Origin of the sequence: Jatrophihabitans telluris, assembly GCF_023516435.1 — a bacterium.
GTDB lineage: Bacteria > Actinomycetota > Actinomycetes > Mycobacteriales > Jatrophihabitantaceae > Jatrophihabitans_A > Jatrophihabitans_A telluris.
This window is the reverse complement of record NZ_CP097332.1, coordinates 877,284-897,760: the sequence shown is the minus strand read 5'-3', so window position 1 is coordinate 897,760 and position 20,477 is coordinate 877,284. Positions and strand designations below refer to the sequence as shown.

Genomic DNA, 20,477 nt, shown 5'->3' with positions numbered 1-20,477 from the left:
CGGCCCTCGCGCTCCTAGCCTTGGGAATTATCGCTGCAATCGTGCGCCTTCCCTCACCGCCCATGCCCTACGCAGTCGGCTTCATCATCTTCGTGGCGATGCTGCTGTGCCAATTCGCCGACAGGGTTGGCGTTCGGTATCAGTCAGACAGATTGGCCGCGCGACGACCAAAATCTGAGGGTTAACTCAAGTCAGGCCGACGCCCACTGATCGAACACGCTTTGCTGACGGCCAAGACCGGCGGAAGAGCTGTCGCGGTCGGCTTCGGTGCGTTGGCAGGGCGTTCCGAGGAGGCGCAGAAGGCACAGAACCTCACTTGTTAGGACCAGCACACCACGCCGCACATCAGACAGCGAGACCGTAGGGCAATTTGTTCCGGAAGCCCCGTCGTCCGTGCGGCACCAAGCCCATGAGCCGCGCCATGACGAAGGCAGATCACTGGGGGTCCCACTCCCCAGAGACGCGCTCTCACAGCGGCATATGAGGGCGAGGCGCTACTCGCTTGCGTGCCTCCCCGCCGGCCGATCGGTGCGTGCCGATCTGATGGACCTTGCCAACACGAACACGTATGCGCCAAGGAAGGCAAGCGTGGCGACCAGAATCACCACGCCGCCCACCAGGGCTGCGGCATGGCCGATGGACTCTGCACCGTCCGTCCCAATGTTGATCAAGGACACTCCGGCACCCAGAGCGAGCACGAACGGAAGGAGCGCAATGAGTACCAGGCGGCCTCCCATTTCGAGGCCGGGATAAGTCGCTTGAACGAACCGTTCAAAGCGCCCACGGCGCCGGGTCACGGGGCGATCCTGTCACAGATACAGGTCACGACGGTGCGCGACTGTCAGCGGCGAAGTCGGACGCTATCTCTCCGCGCCCGACCAGCGGCACGTGAGTGCGTCGGGTCGATGAGATGATCGTGTGCATGACCGAGGTCGTGGGACCGGACCAGATTGCTCGTCTCCACCTCGCGGCCGTCGGCTTGGTCCTGACCGACGGGCTGCGCGTCGATGATGCGGTCGTTCTCGCCGAGGACCTGCTCGCGTCCGGCGTCACCGGCCAAGCGACCGTCACAGTCGCCAGCCTGGAACGAGGCGCGATCCGAAGTGAGGCTGAGGAGCCGATCCGGGAGATGCTGGCTGAGCACGGGATCAGCGTGCCCGTCTTCACGGATGAGGACGACGAGTACCGAGTGCTACTGACCGCGTTCGGGTACTGGAACCTCCCACTTCACTTCTTCGAAGGGCCGTTCTACGCCCGCATCCCGGCATGGGATGCCCAGGGACCGCTTGATCGCAAGCTGGTCATCCTGCTCGACCGTCGAGACCATGAGACCAGCCCCGACGCTCGTCAAGCAGTCGAAGACGAGCTGCGCGCTGCGGTGAGGGCTTGCGTTCCCGAGGTCTGACCACCCCAGTCGTCTCCCGTAGTTGCGCGCCACACGCGGCAAAGTCGGACGCTATCTCTCCGCGCGCTGCTTGCGGCAGAAGAGCGCGGTAGCGCTCAACGCGGCATAGAGCGCGGTGGCGCTAGTCGTTGGGCCCCTTCCCCGCGAGGATCGCACCTGCCTCCTTGCCGAGCACCGGGTCGTCAGCGAAGCGGGCGACTACCGCACGACCTGCCCCTGGGCTCTTGCGGTTGCCGATCCGGTTGACCGTTCTTAGAAAGTAGATCCGCGACTCTCCGAGGGTCTCGTCGGCCAGGAACGTCAGCAACTCCTCGTAATGGGCCTTGACGGCGCACTGGCTAAGAGCTGCGGCCAGCCGATCGCGAACCTCCGCCTTCCCAGTTGAGAGATACAGCGAAGCGAGATCAGCCCACCAAGGGCGGGCCACCCCATTACCCAGGGCGGACCCGATCGCTGTGTAGACCGAGTCGGGGTAGTCGCGAGCGAGGTGCTCGATCAGAACCGGCATGGCCGACGGCAACTCCTCAGGCACTTTGTACAGGTCGTACAGCGATCCGACCGACACCCCAGCCGATACAAGATCCCGAAGCACCGGCTCCTCAGCCTTACTGCGTTGCCGGGCGCGATCTGCTTGCTCAGCCGCTGCCCGTTCGACCTCGGCACGGTAGGTCGGATCGTCTCGAATCCGACGCTCCTTCTCGGAGATGAACTCCGTCGCCGACATGGGCCCCTTCGCTCTCTTCACGGCCACAATTTAGTTAGGTCCAGGCACCCTGTCATCGGCATGAGCGGACGAGGTTTCGGACCAATCAGGAGGAGGGGGTTCGTCATCAATCGGAATAGCGCCCCTGCGCTTGTTCACACCCGACGAAGGAAACCGAGTCGTTGATCATGGTGCGGTAGACGACGTCGGACAGTCGGCGTTTCAAGCAACGCATGGCCTCTTTGTGGCTCTTGCCGGCGGCGCGTTTGCGCTGGTAGTAGCTGCGACCAGGGCCGTCGTAGCGGATCTGGGCCAGGGCCATCACGTGCAGCGCGTAGTTGAGTTGGCGGTCGCCGGCGCGGGAGAGCCCGTGGCGTGCCAGGGACTGACCGCCAAGGCACGCTCATCAGCATGAGCAGACGCGCGTTTCACGGAGCCATCGGGTCCTCCCGACCGCGTCGTCGCGATCGACCCCGGGTCGTTGACCGAGAGCAGCCGCGGGCGCAACAATTCACCGTCCTCGACACGTCTTCTCTACGTGAGAGGTCCCGCCAGGACTCGAGCAGCAGGTGCGCTCTGGTTGGCGGCCATCGCCGTTCTGAGCGGCTGCGCGACCTCGGCCGGCTCGTCGTCACGGCAGCCGTCTCACACGTCCCCCCGGTCACGCTCGGCGCAGCCAGGCGACAGCGTCATCCCATGGATCGACGCCCCCGCGCCGCCTGATCAACCACCGACAACAACGTCGCCCCCCGCCCCGCCTGCGAACGCGCGACCCTGTCATCGGCACGACGTCTCGGCATCCTTTGGCTTCGGCAACGGTGCCGGCGGCCATACGATCACCTACGTCCGGTTCCGCAACGTCAGCGGATCGACGTGCCTGCTCGCGGGCTACCCCCACGTCGTCGCGACCGGGCCCGGGCGCCCCAGCGTGACCGGCATAAACGGGAGCTTCTTTCCGGCAGGGCACGCGGCGAACATGCCGCCAGACGGCGTGACCGTCATCGGACTTGAGACCGACACGTACTGCGCTGCACGCCCCGGAGGCGGTGGCGGCGGCCAGACGTACGACCGGGTCAGCATCGAGTTGCCAGGCGGCAGCAGCGTCACCCTCAACGTTCCCCGCACGATCGAGCTCGATCTGACGTGCGGGCTCCGCCTGACCCCATTCTTCGACCCGCACTATCCGAAGCCGGAACCGGTCTACCCACTCGACGTGCTGCGCACGACGCTCGAGCTGCCGCACACCGCCAAGGCAGGCTCGGTGCTTCGATTCACCGTCGCTGTGCACAATCCGACCGCGCAGGGAGTGAGTCTGACGCCGTGCCCCGGCTACCTTGAAGCAGCGCTCACGTCCACGCCGGACAAGCGAACGTATGCATTGAACTGCGCACCGGTCCGCGCGATCATCCCCGGCCAGACAGTCCGGTTCGCCATGCGACTACCGCTTCCGGCCGGCACCTCGCACGGTCCGACGAAGGTGCTCTGGAGCCTCAAAGCGCCCAACACTGAGTCCATAGGAACCGTTGTTGTCACCGGATAGCCGAGCGGCACGCGCGGCACGTCGGCGATGCAGGTCCTCGACCCGGGCCCGCACGCAGGCGCGGTTGTGCAGGATCGCCTCGACTGCGTGGGCGGTGAGAATTGTCGGAGCCGCAAGCCGAGATCCGCGGCGTCCCCACGGCGGCCCTGCAGAAACTCCTCGGTCTCACCGCCTGCGACCACGAACCCAACCCCACGACGCACCGGAGCATGCCGGCGTGTGGTGCTCCGACACGTCGACACACACGGAGTGACGTCGGGATTCAGGGTCAAACGAGGGTCAAGTCCAAATACGGCGACTCCTGAAAAACCTACAGGCCCCGGATTCCGGGGCCTGCGTGGTGGAGCTGAGGGGAACCGTCGAGCCTCGTCCCTCGGCCCTCCTCCTCGAATCGCTCTGTCTCAGAAATCTGTGAGGCCCGCCCCAAAAGACAGGGCGGGCCTCACAGATTGGTGGAGCTGAGGGGATTCGAACCCCTGGCCCCCTCGATGCGAACGAGGTGCGCTACCGGACTGCGCCACAGCCCCCAACCGACTGAGAAGGTTACCAGCCTGAGCGGGGGCTTCTGCCACCGCCCGGGTCAAGCGGCTCAACCGGCTCAACCGGCTCAGACGGCTCGGCGCATCGGCTGCGCCTCGAACTCTTCCTCGACGTACAGGCCGGTGAGGTCGATGGTGTCAGCCATTCCGTGCAGGGCGACGTCGTCGTCATCGATGCGCACGACCGTCGTGACCTCTTCGTAAACGCTCAGCTGCTCGGTCGCGTCGTAGGACGCACCATCGCCGTAACCGAGATTGCGTCGACGGTTCTCCCGACGGTCCCGGTCGCGCAGAGCCTGCGAGCGCAGGAAGGAGAGGTAGCCGCCCAGGGACAGCAGGAATCCGAGTCCGGCCACCCACGACATCGTGCTGCCGGAGAAGATGCTCCAGGCCAGGCCGAGGATCGTCCCCGCGATCAGCACGGTCAGTGACCTCCGGCGGCGAGCCATCATCTGCTGGCGCGCCTCGGACATCTCGGACTTGGACAGTCGTTCGGGGTACATCATTGCCTCCATGGCAGCGGGCACCGGACGTCGACCTGCGGTGACGCCGGCTGGTGCTCCGGGTACGAAAACGTGCGGGCTCGTGCGGGATGGGGCGGCGGAGGCCACCTGGGTATCGCTGTCGCGCGACACCGAGCGCGTGAGCGTCTTCTCCGTCGTGCGGTTGATCGCGATGAGCTTGCCGCGCGACAGTGCGCGCATGGCTGTGGAAAACCGTGCTGCCGAACGCTCGCCGCGCCGGGCGTCGATCTTCTGGACCATCATCGGAATCACGACGATCAGCCAGAGGACGGCCAGCACGAGCACCGTCATCATGGGGTTCATCGCATCTCCCGTCACATCCGTCACAACTTTCCCGTCACGCTAGGTGTCGGGCTGGCGTAAACGCCGAAGGCGCGCCGAGTGTCAACTTCAAGTAGCGGTTGACAGTTCGCGTGCGAGGCCCGAGATCTGGGGCCCCGGATCGCTAGGCGGGCGGCAACGGAAGCGATGAAAGCCTTGCCAGCACTGGGAGATTGGCCCGTTCCTCCGAGGTGATGGCGAACGCCACGTGATCGCGCCACGCGCCACCGATGTCGAGGAAGCGCTCGTAGTAGCCCTCCCGCCGCAAGCCGAGTTTCTCCACCACCCGCAGACTCGCCGCATTCTCCGGACGGATGTCGACCTCAACGCGATGCAGGCCGACCTCGGTCAGGCAGTGATCGATGACCAGGGCCAGCGCCGTGGGCGTGATGCCGCGCCCGGCCACCGTCGAGTCGATCCAATAGCCCACCGAACACGAGCGCAGCGCGCCGCGCACGACGTTGGACACGTTCATCTGCCCGACCACCCGATCGCCGTACACCACCATGAAAGGCAGCATGATTCCGATCCGGGCCGCGGACTTCATGCGCGAGAAGGTCCGGTAGTACTCAGCGCGTGAATTTCGAGCCGACCACGACTGGCGCGAGGACGGCTCCCACTGCGCCAGCCACTCCTCGTTGGCCATCCGCACGCGACTCCACTCCCGGGCATCGCGTCGCTTCGGCGGGCGTAGGCTCACCGCCCCGGCCGTGAGCACGGTGGGCCAGCCCGGATGCAGCTCGGACATCGCCTACCGCTGGGCCAGCATCAACGGCAGGACCGTCACCCGTGAACCGGGTACAACCTCGGTGGTGTCCTCGTCGATGACCACCAGACAGTTGGACGCGGCCAGCGACGCGATCAGGTGTGAGGCAGCTCCGCCGACCAGCGAGACCGAATAGCGTCCGTCGGGTTCGCGTTGCAACAAGCCGCGGCGGAACTGCCGCTTACCCGCGGGGCTGTCGATCCGCTCCAGCGAAATGGCCTGCAGGCTCTGCCGGTGGACGTTGCGCTTGCCGAGCAGTTTCCTGATGGCCGGACGCACGAACACCTCGAAGGACACCAGCGACGACACCGGGTTACCCGGCAGACAGAAGATCGGGGTGTGCTCGCGACCGAGATAGCCGAAGCCCTGCGGCATGCCGGGTTGCATCGCGACCTTGACGAACTCGACCGTCCCGAACTGGCTCAGCGCCTCCTTGACGACGTCGTAGGCGCCCATGCTCACGCCGCCGGAGGTGATGATCAGGTCCGCGCGGTTGAGCTGGGCGTCCAGGACGTCGAGCAACCGATCATGGTCATCGGCCACGATCCCCACCCGGAAGGCGTCCGCTCCGGCATCACGGGCGGCCGCCGCCAGCATGTACGAGTTCGCGTCCGGCACCTCGCCGAAGCCGGGGGTACGCCCGACATCGATCAGCTCGGACCCTGTCGAGATGATCACGACCCGCGGTCTCGGGCGCACCAGCACCCGATCGTGTCCGGTCGCCGCCAGCAAGGCGATCTGCTGCGGACCCAGTGCCGCGCCCGGGCCCAGGGCTACGGCACCGGCCGCCAGATCCTCCCCCGCCCGCCGGATGCACTCCCCGGACCGGATCGAGCGCGTGATGCTGACCCGGGCCACGCCACGGTCGGTCTGCTCCAACGGGATGACCGCGTCCGCTCCGGGCGGGATCGGCGCACCGGTCATGATCCGCATCGCCAGGTTCGGCCCCATCCCCGACACCGAGCGCGCGCCGGCCACCACGTCACCGACGACCGGAAGGACGACGGGACGCTCCGGGCTCGCGTCGCGCAGATCGACCGCCCGGACGGCGTACCCGTCCATGGCCGAGTTGTCGAAGCCGGGCAGCGGCCGGTCTGCCGTGATGGGCTCGGCCAGCAGCAGACCCTGCGCGTCGAGCAGCGTCAGCTGGATCGGATCGATGCTGCCGATCGAGTCCAGCACGCGGGCCAGCTGCTCGGACACCGGCCGCAGCGCGCCGACGTCCTCATGATCGTGGCTGTGGTCGTGGCTGTGGTCGTCGCCATGGTCGCGGTCGCGGCCATGGTCGCGGTCATGGCCCGCACCGCGCCCCGGACCACCGCGCTCCGCCTGCTGAGCCAAGGACGAGATGACCTCGGTCGGCTGATCGGGGTTGTTCTCGGTCACAGGGACGCGCTCCTAGTCGGTACCGCCGGGCTACTCCGGCTGTTTCGGCAGGCCGGCCGCGAAATCGGCCAGCCAACTACTGAAGTCAGCTCCCAGCTCAGGGTGCTCGACAGCGAGCCGGACGACTGCGCGCAGGTAATCCTGCCGGTCACCGGTGTCGTAGCGCCGCCCCGAGAACACGACTCCATGGATCGGTACCCCATCTTGCCCCAGGGTGCGCATCGCATCGGTCAGTTCGAGCTCGCCACGCTTGCCGAGTTCCGTCCGCCGCAGCGCGTCGAAGATCTCCGGAGGCAGCACGTAGCGGCCGATGACCGCCAGATTGGACAGGGCCTCCTCCGGCTTCGGCTTCTCGATCAGGGTCTCGATCGGGATGACCCCGTCGACGATCTCGCCAGCCGGCTTGATGCTGCCGTAGAGCGAGATGGCACGCCCCTCGACCTCGATGAGACCCACGACGATGCCGCCCTTCTCGGCCTGCACGTCGAGCATTCTGCCGAGCAGCTCGTCCCGCTCGTCGATGATGTCGTCACCGAGCAGGACGGCGAAGGACTCGTTACCGGCGAAGGCCTCGGCGTGGGCCACGGCGTCCCCGAGTCCACGGGCCTCACGCTGGCGGGTGAAGTGCACCCGCGCGAGGTCGGTCGAGCGCCGAACCCGCGCCAGCCGCTCGGAATCGCCCTTCTTCTCCAACGCCGCCTCTAGTTCCGGCGCGGCGTCGAAGTGTTCCTCGATGGCGTTCTTGCCCCGCGAGGTGATGATGAGAACGTCGTCGAGGTGTTCGCGGGCCGCCTCGGCCACGATGAATTCCAACGCCGGGACGTCGACCACGGGGAGGAGTTCCTTCGGGATCGCCTTCGTTGCGGGAGCGAACCGGGTACCCATTCCGGCTGCCGGAATCACGGCGCGGCGGGCGCGGCGATGGGAGCCCGTCGGTGCGGAGTTGTCAGCAAGAGCCATATCGGGAGACTAGCCAAGTGAATGTTAAGAGCGACGTCCGGCTCTCGATCGCCGAACGGCGGCGAGCCATGCCGGACGCCGACCGGTCCGTCGCCCGAGCCGCCATTCGAACTGCCGTCCTGGCTCGGGTGGGTGCCCTCGGACCGGCCCAGGGTTCGGTGATCGCGGCCTACGAGCCGCTGCGTACGGAGCCTGGCTCGGTCGAGCTGCTGGCCGCGTTGACCGCCGCGGGCTACCGGGTGCTCGTGCCCCTGACCCTGCCCGACAAGGACCTCGATTGGGTCGAGTGGGCCTCCCCCGACAGCCCCTCCGGCCAGGCTCCCGCCCTGGGCAAGGACGCGATCACCTCGGCGGACCTGGTGCTGGTCCCCGCGTTCGCGGTCGCCCCCGACGGTGCGCGGCTCGGACGTGGTGGCGGCTCCTACGACCGTGCGCTGGCCCGGGTTCGGGCGACGGTCCCCGTGGCTGCCTTGCTGTACGCCGGGGAACTGCTCCCCGAGGTTCCGGTCGACCCCTGGGACCGGCCGGTGAACGCGGTCGTGCAGCCCGACGGCTGGCATGAACTGGGGGTCTGAGACCCGCCCGCAGCGGACCCGACTGGACGTCGGAACATCACATGCCGCACCATTGTTAGCAGTCGCAGGGTCGGAGTGCTAACGAGCCTCCCGCCCCGCACCATGCGTGTCCGTGTTCCGAGGAAGGACCTCTGGCTATGCCGACCTACCAGTACGCCTGTACCCATCCCGACTGCCAGCACGAGTTCGAGCAGTTCCAGGCGTTCACCGACCCGGCCTTGACCGAATGCCCCACGTGTGGGCAGCGGCTCCGCAAGGTGTACGGGTCCGTCGGTGTCGTCTTCAAGGGCTCCGGCTTCTACCGCAACGACAGTCGTGACGCCAAGACGTCGGGCGCCGCGGCCAGCACCGGGGACTCCGGCAAGTCCGAATCCAAGTCCGACGCGGCGCCCAGCGCGGGCTCCAACGGATCGGGGTCGAACGGGTCGGCCAAGTCGGACTCGGGCTCCTCGGGCTCGGGATCGTCCGACTCGGGCTCGTCCAAGGCCGGGTCGTCCAACGCCGGGTCGTCCAACGCCGGCTCGAAGTCGGATTCGTCGAAATCCGGGCCGTCGAAGTCGGGGCCGTCCAAGCCCGGGTCATCGAACTCGGGATCGTCGGCCAAGGCCGCCGCGGCACGCTGACCCGGGCTCAGCGGAGCACTGTGCGTCTGTCCACAGGCCGCTGGACTTTCCACAATCTCTGAGGATGCGGCCCCGCCGGGCACCTGAGTGGCCCAGGGTCGAAATCATGATCCGGTCCCGCCTTCACCAGTTCCTGCGCTCCCCCGGCTACGCCGCCTTCGCTGCCTGGCCGCGTCGGGTACTCGCCTTGCTGTGCCTGGGCCTCGCCGCTGCCTCGGCCATCTCATCGCGGTCCGGCACCGCCCACGGCCCGGGGCCGTCAGAGGTGAACGTCGCGGTGGCCGCTACCGAGCTGGTCCCGGGTCAGCGCATCGCGGCACGCGACGTCCTGATTCGCCGCTGGCCCCCGGGGCTGTTACCGGCCCGTTCGAGCGCCGAGGCCGCCCGCTTCGTCGGCCGACAAGCCGCGGGCCGAATCCCGGCCGGGCAGCCGCTCACGCCGGACTCGCTGCTCGACACCACCATCGCCGCGGGCCTGTCCGACGATCAGGTCGCCGCCGCGATCGAATTGTCCGGCACTGCCCAGACGCGGCTGGTGCACACCGGTGCCCGGGTCGACCTCTACGCGTCTGACTCTGGGTCGAGCGCCGGTTCGGTGACCATCGATGGGCAGCGGGTGCCGGCCGGCGGGGGCTCCGCGACAACGGAGCCGAGCGCCGGCGTCGGCGCGCTGGCCCGAGCCGTCCGGGTGCTGGCCGTGCTCGGCGCCTCGGATGCAGCAGCGCCGGCGCTCGGTACTGAGCAGACGACCGCGATCGTGGTCGCCGTAACGCCGGCGCAAGCGGCCCGGCTGGCCACTCAGGCGCCTCACACCGTTATGGCTACGCTAAGGCCGCCATGATCAACAGGCCAGAACAGGCCGGTCAGTTGGGAGGAAAGCATGATCAAGGGCTTCAGGGATTTCGTCCTGCGAGGCAATATCGTCGACTTGGCGATCGCGGTCGTCATCGGCACCGCGTTCGCGACCGTGGTGAAGGACTTCACCAGCGCGATCATCACGCCAATCATCAACGCGTTTCCTGGCGCGTCGGCGAACGGCTTCGGATTCCACCTACGGGGCGGCGCGCTGCGCGACTCGACCTTCATCAACATCTCCGCCGTGATCAACTCGATCATCGTCTTCCTGATCACCGCGGCCGTCGTGTACTTCATCTTCGTCGTGCCGATGCAGAAGATTCAGGCCCGGAGGGCCCGCGGCGAAACCCCCGAGCCCGAGGCCGTCCCTGAGGACATCCTCCTGCTGCGCGAGATTCGGGACGCCCTGGGCGTGCGCCCGGTGGACGGCACGGCGGGCCCGACCCCGCAGAACCCGATCTGAGCTCGGCTCCGTCGGCTCACTCGGCTCGGTCAGCTAAGCCGGCGTGGTCAGCCGTGGTGCGGTGGCCGCTCGGTGTAGTACCAGTCGTCGCCGTAGCGCGATTCCTCGTCACCCCAGCCGACATTGCGTTCGTCCGAGGTGACCGAGGGCAGCACTTCCTCGCGCAGGTGGCGCCGAGCCGACTTGTCCGACGATGATGAAGAGGAAACCGACGTCCGTTCGTCAGCGTCGACGGACCCCACGTCGGGGTGGTCATCGGAGTGTTCAGTGCAGTGCTCCGTGTTCTCACCCATTCATCTAGTGTGCCTGCAACGTCATATGCATCAACAGGAGGCTTTTGCCATGGGATTCCTCGACAAGGCCAAGGGGCTGCTCGACCAAGCCAAGGACAAGGCGGCTCCGCTCGCCGAGCAGGCCAAGGAGAAGGCCGCACCGCTCGCCTCGCAAGCGCTGGCCAAGACGAAGGAAGTCACCGAACAGGTCAAGGAGAAGGCCGGTCCGATGGCTACCGAGGCGCGGGAGAAGGCCAGCGAACTGGCCGGTAAGGCAGCCCCCGCGGTCGCGGCCGGCGTCGACAAGGCCGCCGACGGCTTCGACAAAGCCACCAAGTCCCGCTTCGCGGACAAGGTCGACGCCGTTCAGGACAAGGTTCACGGGGCGGCCGACAAGGTAGCCGGCGACGATGCTGCCGCCAAGGCAGCCAGGGCCGACGATCCGGTCGCCGCTACCGAGGCTGCACGCAAGGCGGCGTTCGACCTTCCGGACACCCCGGCCGCGTCCCAAGAGCCGCCCGCCAGCAGCTGAGCGATGTCCGATCAGGTCACGGTCCGGTATTGGGCGGGTGCCCGCCGAGCCGCGGGCCGGGACTCGGAATTGATCTCCGCACGCACGCTGGGAGAGCTGCTCACCGAGCTCTCCCAGCGTGCTGAACTCGAGTCGGTACTGGCGGCCAGTTCGTTCCTCGTCGACGGTGTCGCCGCCACGCCCGGAACCACCCTGGAGCCCGGCCAGATCGTCGACGTACTGCCGCCTTTTGCCGGCGGCTGAGGCCGCCTGCGGCTAGGACGTCGGCAGCCCGGACACCGACCCGCTCAGGGGCAGTTGACCCATTCGTCGGTCCCGTCCGAGAAGACCTGCCGCTTCCAGATCGGCAGCCGCGCCTTGACCTCGTCGACCAGGCGGGCGCACGCGGCGAACGCCTGACCGCGATGAGCCGCCGAGACGGAGGCGACGAGCGCAACATCGCCGATCCGCAGCATCCCGATCCGATGGCTGACCGCGACGGCCAGCACATCCGGCTCCGAGGCGATCTCGGCAGCCACCTCGGCGATCACATCGACAGCGTTCGGGTACGACGTGTACTCCAGCTCGATGACCGTCCGGCCATGGTCGTGGTCGCGCACGACACCGCAGAAGGTCACCTCCGCTCCACCCGAATTGCGGCGCACTGATTCCGAATGCGCCGCTACATCAAGGGGAATCTCCAGGACGGTGGCTATCCGTACCTTGGCTTTCGGGTCCGCGCCGGCGATGGTCATACGCCCCCTCCAGGCCGATGGTCCCCGCCGGCCAACTGATCGAGTACATGGGCGAGCAAGGGTTCGAGCACGGCCAAGCCGTCTCGGACTCCGCCCGGTGAACCCGGCAACGTCACCACCAGGGCAGCACCGATCGTCCCGGCGACCCCGCGTGAGAGCACCGCGGTCGGAACGGCCTCGGCACTGACAGCGCGGATGCGTTCGGCGATCCCGGGAAGCTGCCGGTCCAACAACGGCTCGACCGCTTCGGGCGTGACGTCGGTCGGGGTGACCCCGGTACCGCCGGTGGTGATCACCAGCCGCGAGCCTGCTCGAACCGCACCGCCGACCGCCGCCGAGATCTCGTCGATGTCGTCCGGGACGATCACCCGCGCGCTCACCGTGTAGCCCCAGGCCTGCAACCGTTCAGCCAGCAGTGCGCCCGAGTCGTCCGCGCGCTCCCCGGCCGCCGACCGGTTCGAACACGTCACCACCGTCGCTCGGATCGTCGTCCCGGTCACGGTCGTCGCTCCCACTCACCGGTCCGGCCGCCGGCCTTGTGCTGCAGCTGCACATCCGTCAGCCGAGCACCGCGATCGACGGCTTTGACCATGTCGTACAGGGCCAAACCCGCCACAGTGACGCAGGTCAGGGCCTCCATCTCGACACCGGTTCGGTCCGCGGTCCGCACAGTCGCCGAAATCGACACCGCATCGGTGGACAGTTCGAGCTCGACCGACACGCCGTGGATCGCGATCGGGTGGCACAGCGGCACCAGATCCGGCGTTCGCTTGGCCGCGGCGATGCCCGCGATCCGGGCCACCGCCAAGGCATCCCCCTTCGGCAGGCCGTCGGCCCGCAACAGCCCGATCACCTCGGCCGTCGTACTGAACACCGCGGTCGCTGTAGCCGAACGGACCGTCACGTCCTTGGCCGATACGTCGACCATCCGCGCTGCCCCAGAGGAGTCCACATGAGTCAGTTCCACATTTGGCAGCCTACGGCGCCGCGGATCGGCATAGTCTGTGGCGACACCGCCGCAGCCCACGCATTTCGCCCGATCGGAGACTGGTTTGGCAGCGACCCTCGATCCAGCCAGTGGCGTTAACGGCACTGAAACAGGATCTCCCTATGGTCCGGGCGTGGCGGACCTGTTCTCGAACTATTCCTTCGGCCGGGCCTGGGACGAGATGTTCGCCTCCGAGGGTCTGACCCGTCCCGCCTACGATGCCGTGGTCACCGCACTGCACTCCCTCGACGCCGACGAACTGCGGGCGCGGGCCGAGGGTCTGGCGCGCTCGTTTCTCGACCGCGGCGTCACCTTCGACGTCGGCGGAGTCGAAAGCCCCTTCCCCACCGACCTGATCCCCCGCATCATCGAGGCGGCCGAGTGGGACGTGGTCTCGCGCGGAGTCTCCCAGCGGGTCAAGGCGTTGGAAGCCTTCCTCGCCGACGTCTACGGCGACAAGAACGTGGTTGCCGACGGCGTCGTCCCGCAGCGGGTACTGCTCACCTCGAAGTACTTCGAGCGCCAGGCCTACGGGATGGAGCCGGCCAACGGGGTGCGCATCCACGTCGCGGGGATCGACCTGATCCGCGATGAGCAGGGCCGTTTCCGTGTGCTGGAGGACAACGTTCGCATCCCGTCGGGGGTCAGCTACGTACTGGAGAATCGCCGAGCGAGTATCCAGGCACTGCCGGAGGTGTTCGGCGAGGTCCGGGCGCGCACGGTGTCGGACTACCCCGCCAAGCTGCTGCAGGCGCTGCGGAGGGCCGCCCCGGCCGGTATCACCGACCCGACCGTCGTCCTGCTGACTCCCGGTGCCTACAACGCCGCCTACTTCGAGCACACCCTGCTCGCCCGCACTATGGGCGTCGAGCTCGTCGAAGGACGCGACCTCGTGTGCTCCAACAACCAGGTCCGGATGCGCACGACATCCGGCGAGCGGCCGGTGCACGTCATCTATCGGCGCGTCGACGACGCCTTTCTGGACCCGGTGCACTTCAAGCCGGACTCGGTACTGGGCTGCCCCGGCCTGCTGACCGCGGCCCGTGCCGGCAACGTCACCATCGCCAACGCAGTCGGCAACGGGGTCGCCGACGACAAGCTGCTCTACACCTACGTCCCGGACCTGGTGCGCTATTACCTCCGCGAGGAACCGCTGATCGACAACGTCGACACTTTCAGGCTGGAACAGCCCGACCACCTCGCCGAGGTGATCGACCGGCTCGACGAGCTCGTCCTCAAACCGGTCGACGGCTCCGGAGGCAAGGGCATCGTCATCGGCCCGCAAGCGGATAAGGCGGAGCTGGAGGTGCTGCGGGCAAAGGTGCTCGAGGACCCCCGCGGCTGGATCGCCCAGCAGGTCGTCCACCTGTCCACGGTCCCTACGGTCATCGGCGAGAAGATCGCGCCACGTCACGTCGACCTCCGCCCGTTCGCGGTCAACGACGGCGAGGACGTCTGGGTGTTGCCCGGCGGTCTCACCCGGGTCGCCCTGCCCGAAGGGTCGCTGGTCGTCAACTCCAGTCAGGGCGGCGGCTCGAAGGACACCCTTGTCATCGACCGGCAGTGGCACTCGCCGCAGGACGATGCCGCCTCGGCCATCGCCACCGACGCCGAGGTCGGACGCCCGATGCCCGCCCCGGAGGAGCTGGCCACCGGCGCGTTCCCCGTGGTGCGCTCGATGCGCACCACCGAAAGCCGGGTCGCGGAACGGACCCAGGACGTCGGACCGAACAACGCCCAGTCCCAGCAGCAACAGCAGGGCCAGCAGTGAGGGGGTCGCGATGCTGAGCCGGATCGCCGAGTCGCTGTTCTGGATCGGCCGCTACATCGAACGCGCCGACGACACGGCCCGCATCCTGGACATCTACCTGCAGCAGATCCTCGAGGACGCCTCCGTCGAGGACGAGGCCTGCCGGTCGCTGTTCGAGGTCATGGGCCGGCCGATGCCCGAGGACGGCAGCCCGGTCGGTGTTCGTGAAGTGCTGCAGCAACTCGCCTACGATCGCCAGGCCGCGTCCTCGATCACCGGCGCCCTCGCCGCCGGCCGGGTCAACGCCCGCAGCGCTCGCGACTCGGTGTCCTCCGAGCTCTGGGAGGCACTCAACCTCACCTACCTGGACCTGTCCGAACAACGCCGGCGGGCCGAGCGCATGGGACCGCACCGGTTCTTCCAGTGGGTGCGTGAACGTACCGCGCTGGCCAGCGGCGTCGCGGACTCCACCATGAGCCGGGACGAGGGCTGGCTCTTCCTCGACCTGGGCCGCAGTATCGAACGGGTCGACATGACGGCCCGCTTGCTGACCACCCGCGCCACCGGCACGTCCGGCCCGAACTGGACCACGTTGTTACGTGCCTGCGGGGCGAACGAGGCCTACCTGCGCACCTACCGGGGCCGGGTCAGTGACCGGACCGCCGGGGAGTTCCTCATGCTCGACCGGCTCTTTCCGCGCTCGCTGTTCTTCGCGCTGTCCCGGGCCGAGGACCGTATCCAGGAACTGGACCGGGGCGGTGACGGCCGGGTCGGCACGGACGATCCGGCTCGGCGGCAGCTGGGCCGGGCCCGCACCGGGCTGGAGTTCCTCGGCGTGGACGAGATGATGCAGGATCTCCAGGGCAATCTCGAAGCGGTCCAGACCGCGTGCGCAGACGCCACCAGTGCCGTCGGCACCCGGTATTTTCCGCACGCCGTGATCGAGTGGGTCGGAAAGGGAGCGTGACGATGAGCCGAGCGGGGATGTGCCGATGACCTGGCGCATGCGGGTGCGCCACCGCACCGGATACTCCTACGACGGCGAAGTGGTGTCCTCGTTCAACGAGGCGCGGATGACGCCGTTGTCGGACTCGACCCAGACCACCCTGGAGTCCCGGGTCGAGATCTCGCCGCCGGCCAGCGTGTTCCGCTACCGGGACTACTGGGGCACTCAGGTCACCGCGTTCGACATCCACTCCCCCCACAGCGAACTGGTCGTCACCTCGACGAGCGTGGTCGAGACCGCGCTGCGGCCGCGGGCGTTGAGCTCGCTCGCCTCGCTCGGCTGGGGGGAACTCGGCACCGATCAGGTGCGTGACCAGTTCGCGGAGTGGCTGGCGTTCACCCCGCGCACCGACCCCGACGGTGAGTTGTCCGCGTTGGCGCGCGAGAGCGCCGGTACCTCGGCGCCCGCCGACGCCGCCATCGCCTGCAACGAGGCGATCCGGGCGGCGATGGAGTACCGCCTCGGCGCCACCGGGGTCCACACGTCCGGCTTGCAGGCCTGGCAGGAACGCAAGGGTGTCTGCCAGGATTTTGCGCACGTCACGCTGGCCATGCTTCGCTCGCTCGGCGTACCGTGCCGCTACGTCTCGGGCTATCTGCATCCCAAGTCCTCGGCAGAGATCGGGGAAACGGTCGCGGGTGAGAGCCACGCCTGGGTCGAGTGGTGGGACGGCGAGTGGGTCGGCTACGACCCGACGAACGGACGTGAGGTCGCCGACCAGCACGTGGCGGTGGCCAGGGGACGTGACTACGACGATGTCGCGCCGCTGAAGGGCATCTACTCCGGGCCCAAGTCGTCCGGACTGGGCGTCGTCGTCGAGGTCACCCGCTTGGCCTGACGTTGAGGTTGCCCTCGTTGCGGGTCCCAACCCGTTGAGGTTGCCCTCGTTGCGCGTCCTCACCCGTTGAGGTTGCCCTCGTTGCGCGTCCCAACCCGTTGAGGTTGCCCTCGTTGCGCGCAACAAGGGCAACGTCAACGTGTGGGGATTTGCGGGCTTTACATCCAGTTTCTCACCTCATGTGTACAAGTGTGGGTGCACGACGACCTCGTGCCTGGACGCATCGCGACACGGAGGAAGAGATCCATGAGTGCTGAGATGACCTCGGGGGCACCCGCCGGACGTACCCGCCTGAGCGGCAGATGGCCCCTCCTGACCGGAGCCTTGATCGCGGCGCTCGGGCTGACGTTCGGCGGCATCACCACCGCCTCGGCGCACGGCAACAGCGGGCACATCGCGCATCCGGCGCATCCGGCGCCGCCGAGCAGCACCGTCGCCCCCACACGCGGCGACTCGATCCCGAACGTCACCCTCGTAGAGAACAAGATCAAGGCCTACTACGGCGACACCGTCGTCGGCACAGACCACGTGCCCTCCACGACGGGCAACTACGCCAAGGAGGTTCACGGCATCGAGGCGAAGGCCAGGTCCTATCTCGCCCATGCCCGAGTCAAGCCGGCCGAGGGCAAGAAGTCGGTGGTCTTCGACATCGACGACACCACGCTGAACACCTACAACTACGAGATCTTCTCGGGTTTCTCCTACAACCCGATGACGAACGCCGACTACGTCAACAACGCCCGTTTCCCCGAGGTGTACGGCATGCCGGCGCTGGTGAACTGGGCCTCGTCCAAGGGCTACACCGTGTTCTTCCTGACCGGACGTCCGGAGACCCAGCGGGCGGGGACGGTGACGAACCTGTCCAAGGTCGGCTACCAGGTCCCGTTGGACACCGCCCACTTGTACCTCAAGTACACCGCCGGCAATCAGCCGTCCTACATCCGGTGCGCGGCGGCCACCTGCACGACGACCGAGTACAAGTCCCAGACCCGCAAGCACATCGAGTCCCTCGGTTATGACCTGGTGGCCAACTTCGGTGACCAATTCTCCGATCTCCGGGGCGGGTACGGCGACAAGACCTTCAAGATCCCGAACCCGATGTACTACCTTCCTTAGGCCGGGACAGGCAGGACGAGGAGGTAGCAGGACCGCACTAGGGTGGGTGCAGTGACCGCCAGCCTGCCTGACCTGCTCGTCGGACTGCCCGACGAACCGGATTCGGTCTTCGCCGCCTTCGAAGGCTGGACGTCCGGACGCGGGCTCGAGCTGTACCCGGCGCAGAGTGAGGCCCTGATCGAACTCGTCTCGGGCGCCAACGTCATCCTGGCCACGCCGACCGGTTCCGGGAAGTCGCTGGTGGCCACCGGGGCTCACTTCGCGGCGTTGGCGGCCGGCCGGCGCAGCGTGTACACCGCTCCGATCAAGGCGCTGGTCAGCGAGAAGTTCTTCGAGCTGTCCGATACCTTCGGCGCCGAGCGGGTCGGGATGCTCACCGGCGACGCCAGCGTCAACCAGGACGCCGACATCGTCTGCTGCACTGCCGAGGTACTGGCCAACCTCGCGCTGCGGATGGGTCCCAGCACCGACGTCGGCACGGTCATCATGGACGAGTTCCACTACTACGGGGATCCGGACCGTGGCTGGGCGTGGCAGATTCCCTTGCTGGAACTGAACAAATCCCAGTTCCTGTTGATGTCGGCGACCCTCGGCGATGTCGATTTCTTCCTCGACGACCTGTCGCGGCGCACCGGACGCGAAACCGCGCTGGTGTCCTCCGCGCAGCGTCCGGTGCCCCTGCATCACTACTACTCGGTGACCGGTCTGCAGGAGACCGTCATCGAGTTGCTGCAGACCAAGCAGGCCCCGATCTACATCGTGCACTTCACCCAGGCCGCGGCGCTGGAACAGGCGCAGGCGCTCACCTCGATCAACGTGGCCAGTCGCGCCGAAAGGGACATGATCGCCGTCGCAATCGGCGAATTCCGCTTCAGCTCCGGCTTCGGCAAGGTGCTGTCGAGGTTGGTCCGGCACGGCATCGGGGTTCATCACGCGGGCATGCTGCCCAAATACCGCCGCCTGGTGGAGAAGCTCGCGCAGGCCGGCCTGCTCAAGGTCATCTGCGGCACGGACACGCTGGGCGTCGGCATCAATGTCCCCATCCGTACCGTGCTGTTCTCGTCCCTGTCGAAATACGATGGGGTGCGCACCCGGCAGTTGCAGGCCCGGGAGTTCCATCAGATCTCCGGGCGCGCCGGCCGGGCCGGGTTCGACACCGCGGGCACGGTCGTGGTGCAGGCACCCGAGCACGAAGTCGAGAACGTCAAGCTGCTGGCCAAGGCGGGTGAGGACGAGAAGAAGCGGCGGAAGGTCGTTCGTAAGAGGGCGCCCGAGGGATTCGTCTCGTGGTCGAAGGCGACCCACGATCGTCTGATCGAAGCCGCGCCCGAGCAGCTCGGTTCCCACTTCGCGGTGACGCCCGCCCTGTTGTTGAACGTGATCGCTCGCGAGGGCGACGCCTTCGCCGCGATGAAGCGGCTGCTGACCGACAACCACGAACCGGTGTCCCGCAGGCGTCACCACGTGCGCCAAGCCATTGCCGCCTACCGATCCCTATTGGCCGCAGGGGTGATCGAACGGTTGGAGGTCCCCGACCAGTTCGGCCGGACGGTGCGGCTGACCGTGGACCTGCCCTTGAACTTCGCGCTCAATCAACCCTTGTCGACGTTCGCGCTGGCCGCCATAGAGGTACTGGACGTCGATTCGGAGTCTTTTGCGCTGGACGTCGTCTCCGTACTGGAGTCGACCCTGGAGAACCCGAGGCAGGTCCTGTCGGCACAGCAGTTCGCGGCCCGGGGTGAGGCCGTGGCCGCCATGAAGGCCGACGGCATCGAGTACGACGAGCGGATGGAACTGCTCGAGGACGTCAGTTATCCCAAGCCGTTGGCGGAGTTCCTCGAGGCGACCTTCTCCATTTACCGTCAATCGCATCCCTGGCTGGCGGCCTTCGAGCTGTCGCCCAAGTCCATAGTGCGCGACCTGTACGAGCGGGCCATGACCTTCGGCGAATACGTATCCCTCTACGGTCTGACCCGCTCGGAGGGATTGGTACTGCGGTACCTGTCCGATGCGTACCGGGCCTTGCGGTCCTCGGTCCCGGCGGCCGCCCGGACCGAACCGGTGGAGGACGTCACCGCGTGGCTGGGAGAACTCGTACGCCAGGTCGACTCGTCATTGCTGGACGAATGGGAGCAGTTGCGCGCAGGTGAGGATTCCGCCCTGGAGCCGGGCGATGTCCCCGCGGTCAGGACGCTGACCTCGAACACCAGGGCGTTCACCGTCCTGGTGAGAAACGCCTTGTTCCGTCGGGTCGAACTGGCCGCACGACGTCGCTACGATCTGCTCGCCGACCTGTCCCAGCCCAAGGCGTGGTCAGCTCAGGACTGGGAGGACGCGCTGGACGGCTACTTCGCCGAGTACGACCGGATCGGTATCTCGGCCGATGCACGCAATCCGCAGCTGTTGCAGATCACCAAGACCACGAACGAGTGGCAGGTGCGGCAGGTCTTCGACGACCCGGACGGCGACCACGACTGGGGCATCGACGCCGTGGTGGATCTGGCGGCCAGCGACGAGGCGGGCGAGGCGATCGTGCAGGTGCGGTCGGTCGACCACTGGTGAGCTGTGCGTTCCAGGAGCT

General features: G+C 67.4%; 22 protein-coding genes, 1 tRNA gene and 1 pseudogene. 13 read left to right on the top strand and 11 right to left on the bottom strand.

The features are described from left to right. Window positions 1-922 precede the first annotated feature (922 nt). Window positions 923-1,405 carry a hypothetical protein gene (locus M6D93_RS04385; RefSeq protein WP_249773142.1) on the top strand — a complete coding sequence of 161 codons (483 nt, stop codon included), beginning with the start codon at window positions 923-925 and terminating at the stop codon, window positions 1,403-1,405. A gap of 121 nt (window positions 1,406-1,526) precedes the next feature. Here M6D93_RS04385 and M6D93_RS04380 read toward each other — a convergent pair whose 3' ends face one another. Together M6D93_RS04380 and M6D93_RS04375 are read right to left on the bottom strand one after the other, a co-directional pair. Then, the gene (locus tag M6D93_RS04380; RefSeq protein WP_249773141.1) at window positions 1,527-2,150 is read right to left on the bottom strand and encodes a hypothetical protein; all 624 of its coding nucleotides are present in this window, start codon (window positions 2,148-2,150) and stop codon (window positions 1,527-1,529) included. 85 nt (window positions 2,151-2,235) lie between these two features. Then, window positions 2,236-2,490, bottom strand: a pseudogene (locus M6D93_RS04375) (transposase); the annotation flags it as partial. A gap of 156 nt (window positions 2,491-2,646) precedes the next feature. On the opposite strand from M6D93_RS04375, the gene M6D93_RS19695 reads away from it, so the two are divergent. Next, window positions 2,647-3,648 (top strand): DUF4232 domain-containing protein, encoded by a 1,002-nt coding sequence (locus M6D93_RS19695; protein ID WP_249773139.1) that lies wholly within the window; start codon window positions 2,647-2,649, stop codon window positions 3,646-3,648. Between the two features lie 450 nt (window positions 3,649-4,098). Here M6D93_RS19695 and M6D93_RS04365 read toward each other — a convergent pair. The 5 genes from M6D93_RS04365 to M6D93_RS04345 form a co-directional block, all read right to left on the bottom strand. Beyond that, window positions 4,099-4,175, bottom strand: a tRNA-Ala gene (locus M6D93_RS04365). Window positions 4,176-4,255: 80 nt separating this feature from the next. Next, a complete protein-coding gene (locus tag M6D93_RS04360) occupies window positions 4,256-5,014 on the bottom strand; it encodes a hypothetical protein (protein WP_249773138.1) in 759 nt (252 codons plus the stop codon). A gap of 142 nt (window positions 5,015-5,156) precedes the next feature. After that, window positions 5,157-5,780 (bottom strand): GNAT family N-acetyltransferase, encoded by a 624-nt coding sequence (locus tag M6D93_RS04355; RefSeq protein ID WP_249773137.1) that lies wholly within the window; start codon window positions 5,778-5,780, stop codon window positions 5,157-5,159. A gap of 3 nt (window positions 5,781-5,783) precedes the next feature. Next, window positions 5,784-7,184, bottom strand: coding sequence for a molybdotransferase-like divisome protein Glp (gene glp, locus M6D93_RS04350; protein ID WP_249773136.1), 1,401 nt, complete (start codon window positions 7,182-7,184; stop codon window positions 5,784-5,786). Between the two features lie 30 nt (window positions 7,185-7,214). Next, window positions 7,215-8,144, bottom strand: a complete 930-nt coding sequence (locus tag M6D93_RS04345) for a UTP--glucose-1-phosphate uridylyltransferase (RefSeq protein ID WP_249773135.1) — start codon at window positions 8,142-8,144, stop codon at window positions 7,215-7,217. A gap of 17 nt (window positions 8,145-8,161) precedes the next feature. Between M6D93_RS04345 and M6D93_RS04340 the strand changes: the two genes are divergently transcribed. The 4 genes from M6D93_RS04340 (at window position 8,162) to mscL (ending at window position 10,660) form a co-directional block, all read left to right on the top strand. Beyond that, a complete protein-coding gene (locus tag M6D93_RS04340) occupies window positions 8,162-8,719 on the top strand; it encodes a 5-formyltetrahydrofolate cyclo-ligase (RefSeq protein ID WP_249773134.1) in 558 nt (185 codons plus the stop codon). A gap of 137 nt (window positions 8,720-8,856) precedes the next feature. After that, window positions 8,857-9,342: an FmdB family zinc ribbon protein gene (locus tag M6D93_RS04335; RefSeq protein ID WP_249773133.1), complete on the top strand. Its 486-nt coding sequence runs from the start codon at window positions 8,857-8,859 to the stop codon at window positions 9,340-9,342. Window positions 9,343-9,448: 106 nt separating this feature from the next. Next, window positions 9,449-10,183 (top strand): SAF domain-containing protein, encoded by a 735-nt coding sequence (locus tag M6D93_RS04330; RefSeq protein ID WP_249773132.1) that lies wholly within the window; start codon window positions 9,449-9,451, stop codon window positions 10,181-10,183. A gap of 39 nt (window positions 10,184-10,222) precedes the next feature. Then, window positions 10,223-10,660 (top strand): large conductance mechanosensitive channel protein MscL, encoded by a 438-nt coding sequence (gene mscL / locus M6D93_RS04325; protein WP_249773131.1) that lies wholly within the window; start codon window positions 10,223-10,225, stop codon window positions 10,658-10,660. A 47-nt stretch (window positions 10,661-10,707) separates the two neighbouring features. Here the strand turns inward: mscL and M6D93_RS04320 are convergent, their stop codons facing one another. After that, window positions 10,708-10,953, bottom strand: coding sequence for a hypothetical protein (locus M6D93_RS04320; protein WP_249773130.1), 246 nt, complete (start codon window positions 10,951-10,953; stop codon window positions 10,708-10,710). 49 nt (window positions 10,954-11,002) lie between these two features. Between M6D93_RS04320 and M6D93_RS04315 the strand changes: the two genes are divergently transcribed. Next, entirely contained in the window at window positions 11,003-11,464 is a 462-nt protein-coding gene (locus tag M6D93_RS04315; RefSeq protein WP_249773129.1) for an Rv0909 family putative TA system antitoxin, read from the top strand. A gap of 3 nt (window positions 11,465-11,467) precedes the next feature. Next, on the top strand, window positions 11,468-11,707 hold the full coding sequence (locus M6D93_RS04310; RefSeq protein ID WP_249773128.1) for a MoaD/ThiS family protein: 240 nt from the start codon (window positions 11,468-11,470) through the stop codon (window positions 11,705-11,707). Window positions 11,708-11,751: 44 nt separating this feature from the next. Here M6D93_RS04310 and M6D93_RS04305 read toward each other — a convergent pair whose 3' ends face one another. Genes M6D93_RS04305 through moaC form a run of 3 tightly spaced genes read right to left on the bottom strand, consistent with a single transcriptional unit; the run spans window position 11,752 to window position 13,126 of the window. Beyond that, window positions 11,752-12,198 carry a molybdenum cofactor biosynthesis protein MoaE gene (locus tag M6D93_RS04305; protein WP_249773127.1) on the bottom strand — a complete coding sequence of 149 codons (447 nt, stop codon included), beginning with the start codon at window positions 12,196-12,198 and terminating at the stop codon, window positions 11,752-11,754. Next, entirely contained in the window at window positions 12,195-12,698 is a 504-nt protein-coding gene (locus tag M6D93_RS04300) for a MogA/MoaB family molybdenum cofactor biosynthesis protein (RefSeq protein ID WP_249773126.1), read from the bottom strand. Before M6D93_RS04300 ends, M6D93_RS04305 begins: the two co-directional genes overlap by 4 nt. Then, window positions 12,695-13,126: a cyclic pyranopterin monophosphate synthase MoaC gene (gene moaC, locus M6D93_RS04295; RefSeq protein ID WP_347343539.1), complete on the bottom strand. Its 432-nt coding sequence runs from the start codon at window positions 13,124-13,126 to the stop codon at window positions 12,695-12,697. The genes M6D93_RS04300 and moaC overlap by 4 nt, the downstream gene beginning before the upstream one ends. Window positions 13,127-13,319: 193 nt before the next feature. Between moaC and M6D93_RS04290 the strand changes: the two genes are divergently transcribed. From M6D93_RS04290 to M6D93_RS04270, 5 genes are all read left to right on the top strand, one after another. Beyond that, complete coding sequence (locus M6D93_RS04290; RefSeq protein ID WP_249773124.1) at window positions 13,320-14,957, top strand: circularly permuted type 2 ATP-grasp protein; 1,638 nt, start codon at window positions 13,320-13,322, stop codon at window positions 14,955-14,957. A 10-nt stretch (window positions 14,958-14,967) separates the two neighbouring features. Then, complete coding sequence (locus M6D93_RS04285) at window positions 14,968-15,903, top strand: alpha-E domain-containing protein (protein ID WP_249773123.1); 936 nt, start codon at window positions 14,968-14,970, stop codon at window positions 15,901-15,903. Window positions 15,904-15,928: 25 nt separating this feature from the next. Then, window positions 15,929-16,780, top strand: a complete 852-nt coding sequence (locus tag M6D93_RS04280) for a transglutaminase family protein (protein ID WP_249773122.1) — start codon at window positions 15,929-15,931, stop codon at window positions 16,778-16,780. A gap of 246 nt (window positions 16,781-17,026) precedes the next feature. Next, the gene (locus M6D93_RS04275) at window positions 17,027-17,896 is read left to right on the top strand and encodes an HAD family acid phosphatase (protein WP_249773121.1); all 870 of its coding nucleotides are present in this window, start codon (window positions 17,027-17,029) and stop codon (window positions 17,894-17,896) included. Between the two features lie 42 nt (window positions 17,897-17,938). Next, window positions 17,939-20,458, top strand: a complete 2,520-nt coding sequence (locus M6D93_RS04270; RefSeq protein WP_430667206.1) for a DEAD/DEAH box helicase — start codon at window positions 17,939-17,941, stop codon at window positions 20,456-20,458. Window positions 20,459-20,477 lie beyond the last annotated feature (19 nt).

What these genes read in the sequence shown, in the direction of transcription:
- M6D93_RS04285 (WP_249773123.1), top strand. Translation starts at nt 14,968, where the DNA reads ATGCTGAGCCGGATCGCCGAGTCGCTGTTCTGGATCGGCCGCTACATC.
- M6D93_RS04355 (WP_249773137.1), bottom strand. Translation starts at nt 5,780, where the DNA reads ATGTCCGAGCTGCATCCGGGCTGGCCCACCGTGCTCACGGCCGGGGCG.
- M6D93_RS04315 (WP_249773129.1), top strand. Translation starts at nt 11,003, where the DNA reads ATGGGATTCCTCGACAAGGCCAAGGGGCTGCTCGACCAAGCCAAGGAC.
- mscL (WP_249773131.1), top strand. Translation starts at nt 10,223, where the DNA reads ATGATCAAGGGCTTCAGGGATTTCGTCCTGCGAGGCAATATCGTCGAC.
- M6D93_RS04310 (WP_249773128.1), top strand. Translation starts at nt 11,468, where the DNA reads ATGTCCGATCAGGTCACGGTCCGGTATTGGGCGGGTGCCCGCCGAGCC.
- moaC (WP_347343539.1), bottom strand. Translation starts at nt 13,126, where the DNA reads ATGGTCGACGTATCGGCCAAGGACGTGACGGTCCGTTCGGCTACAGCG.
- M6D93_RS04320 (WP_249773130.1), bottom strand. Translation starts at nt 10,953, where the DNA reads ATGGGTGAGAACACGGAGCACTGCACTGAACACTCCGATGACCACCCC.
- M6D93_RS04305 (WP_249773127.1), bottom strand. Translation starts at nt 12,198, where the DNA reads ATGACCATCGCCGGCGCGGACCCGAAAGCCAAGGTACGGATAGCCACC.
- M6D93_RS04275 (WP_249773121.1), top strand. Translation starts at nt 17,027, where the DNA reads ATGAGTGCTGAGATGACCTCGGGGGCACCCGCCGGACGTACCCGCCTG.
- M6D93_RS04360 (WP_249773138.1), bottom strand. Translation starts at nt 5,014, where the DNA reads ATGAACCCCATGATGACGGTGCTCGTGCTGGCCGTCCTCTGGCTGATC.
- M6D93_RS04330 (WP_249773132.1), top strand. Translation starts at nt 9,449, where the DNA reads ATGATCCGGTCCCGCCTTCACCAGTTCCTGCGCTCCCCCGGCTACGCC.
- M6D93_RS04345 (WP_249773135.1), bottom strand. Translation starts at nt 8,144, where the DNA reads ATGGCTCTTGCTGACAACTCCGCACCGACGGGCTCCCATCGCCGCGCC.
- M6D93_RS04335 (WP_249773133.1), top strand. Translation starts at nt 8,857, where the DNA reads ATGCCGACCTACCAGTACGCCTGTACCCATCCCGACTGCCAGCACGAG.
- M6D93_RS04280 (WP_249773122.1), top strand. Translation starts at nt 15,929, where the DNA reads ATGACCTGGCGCATGCGGGTGCGCCACCGCACCGGATACTCCTACGAC.
- M6D93_RS04385 (WP_249773142.1), top strand. Translation starts at nt 923, where the DNA reads ATGACCGAGGTCGTGGGACCGGACCAGATTGCTCGTCTCCACCTCGCG.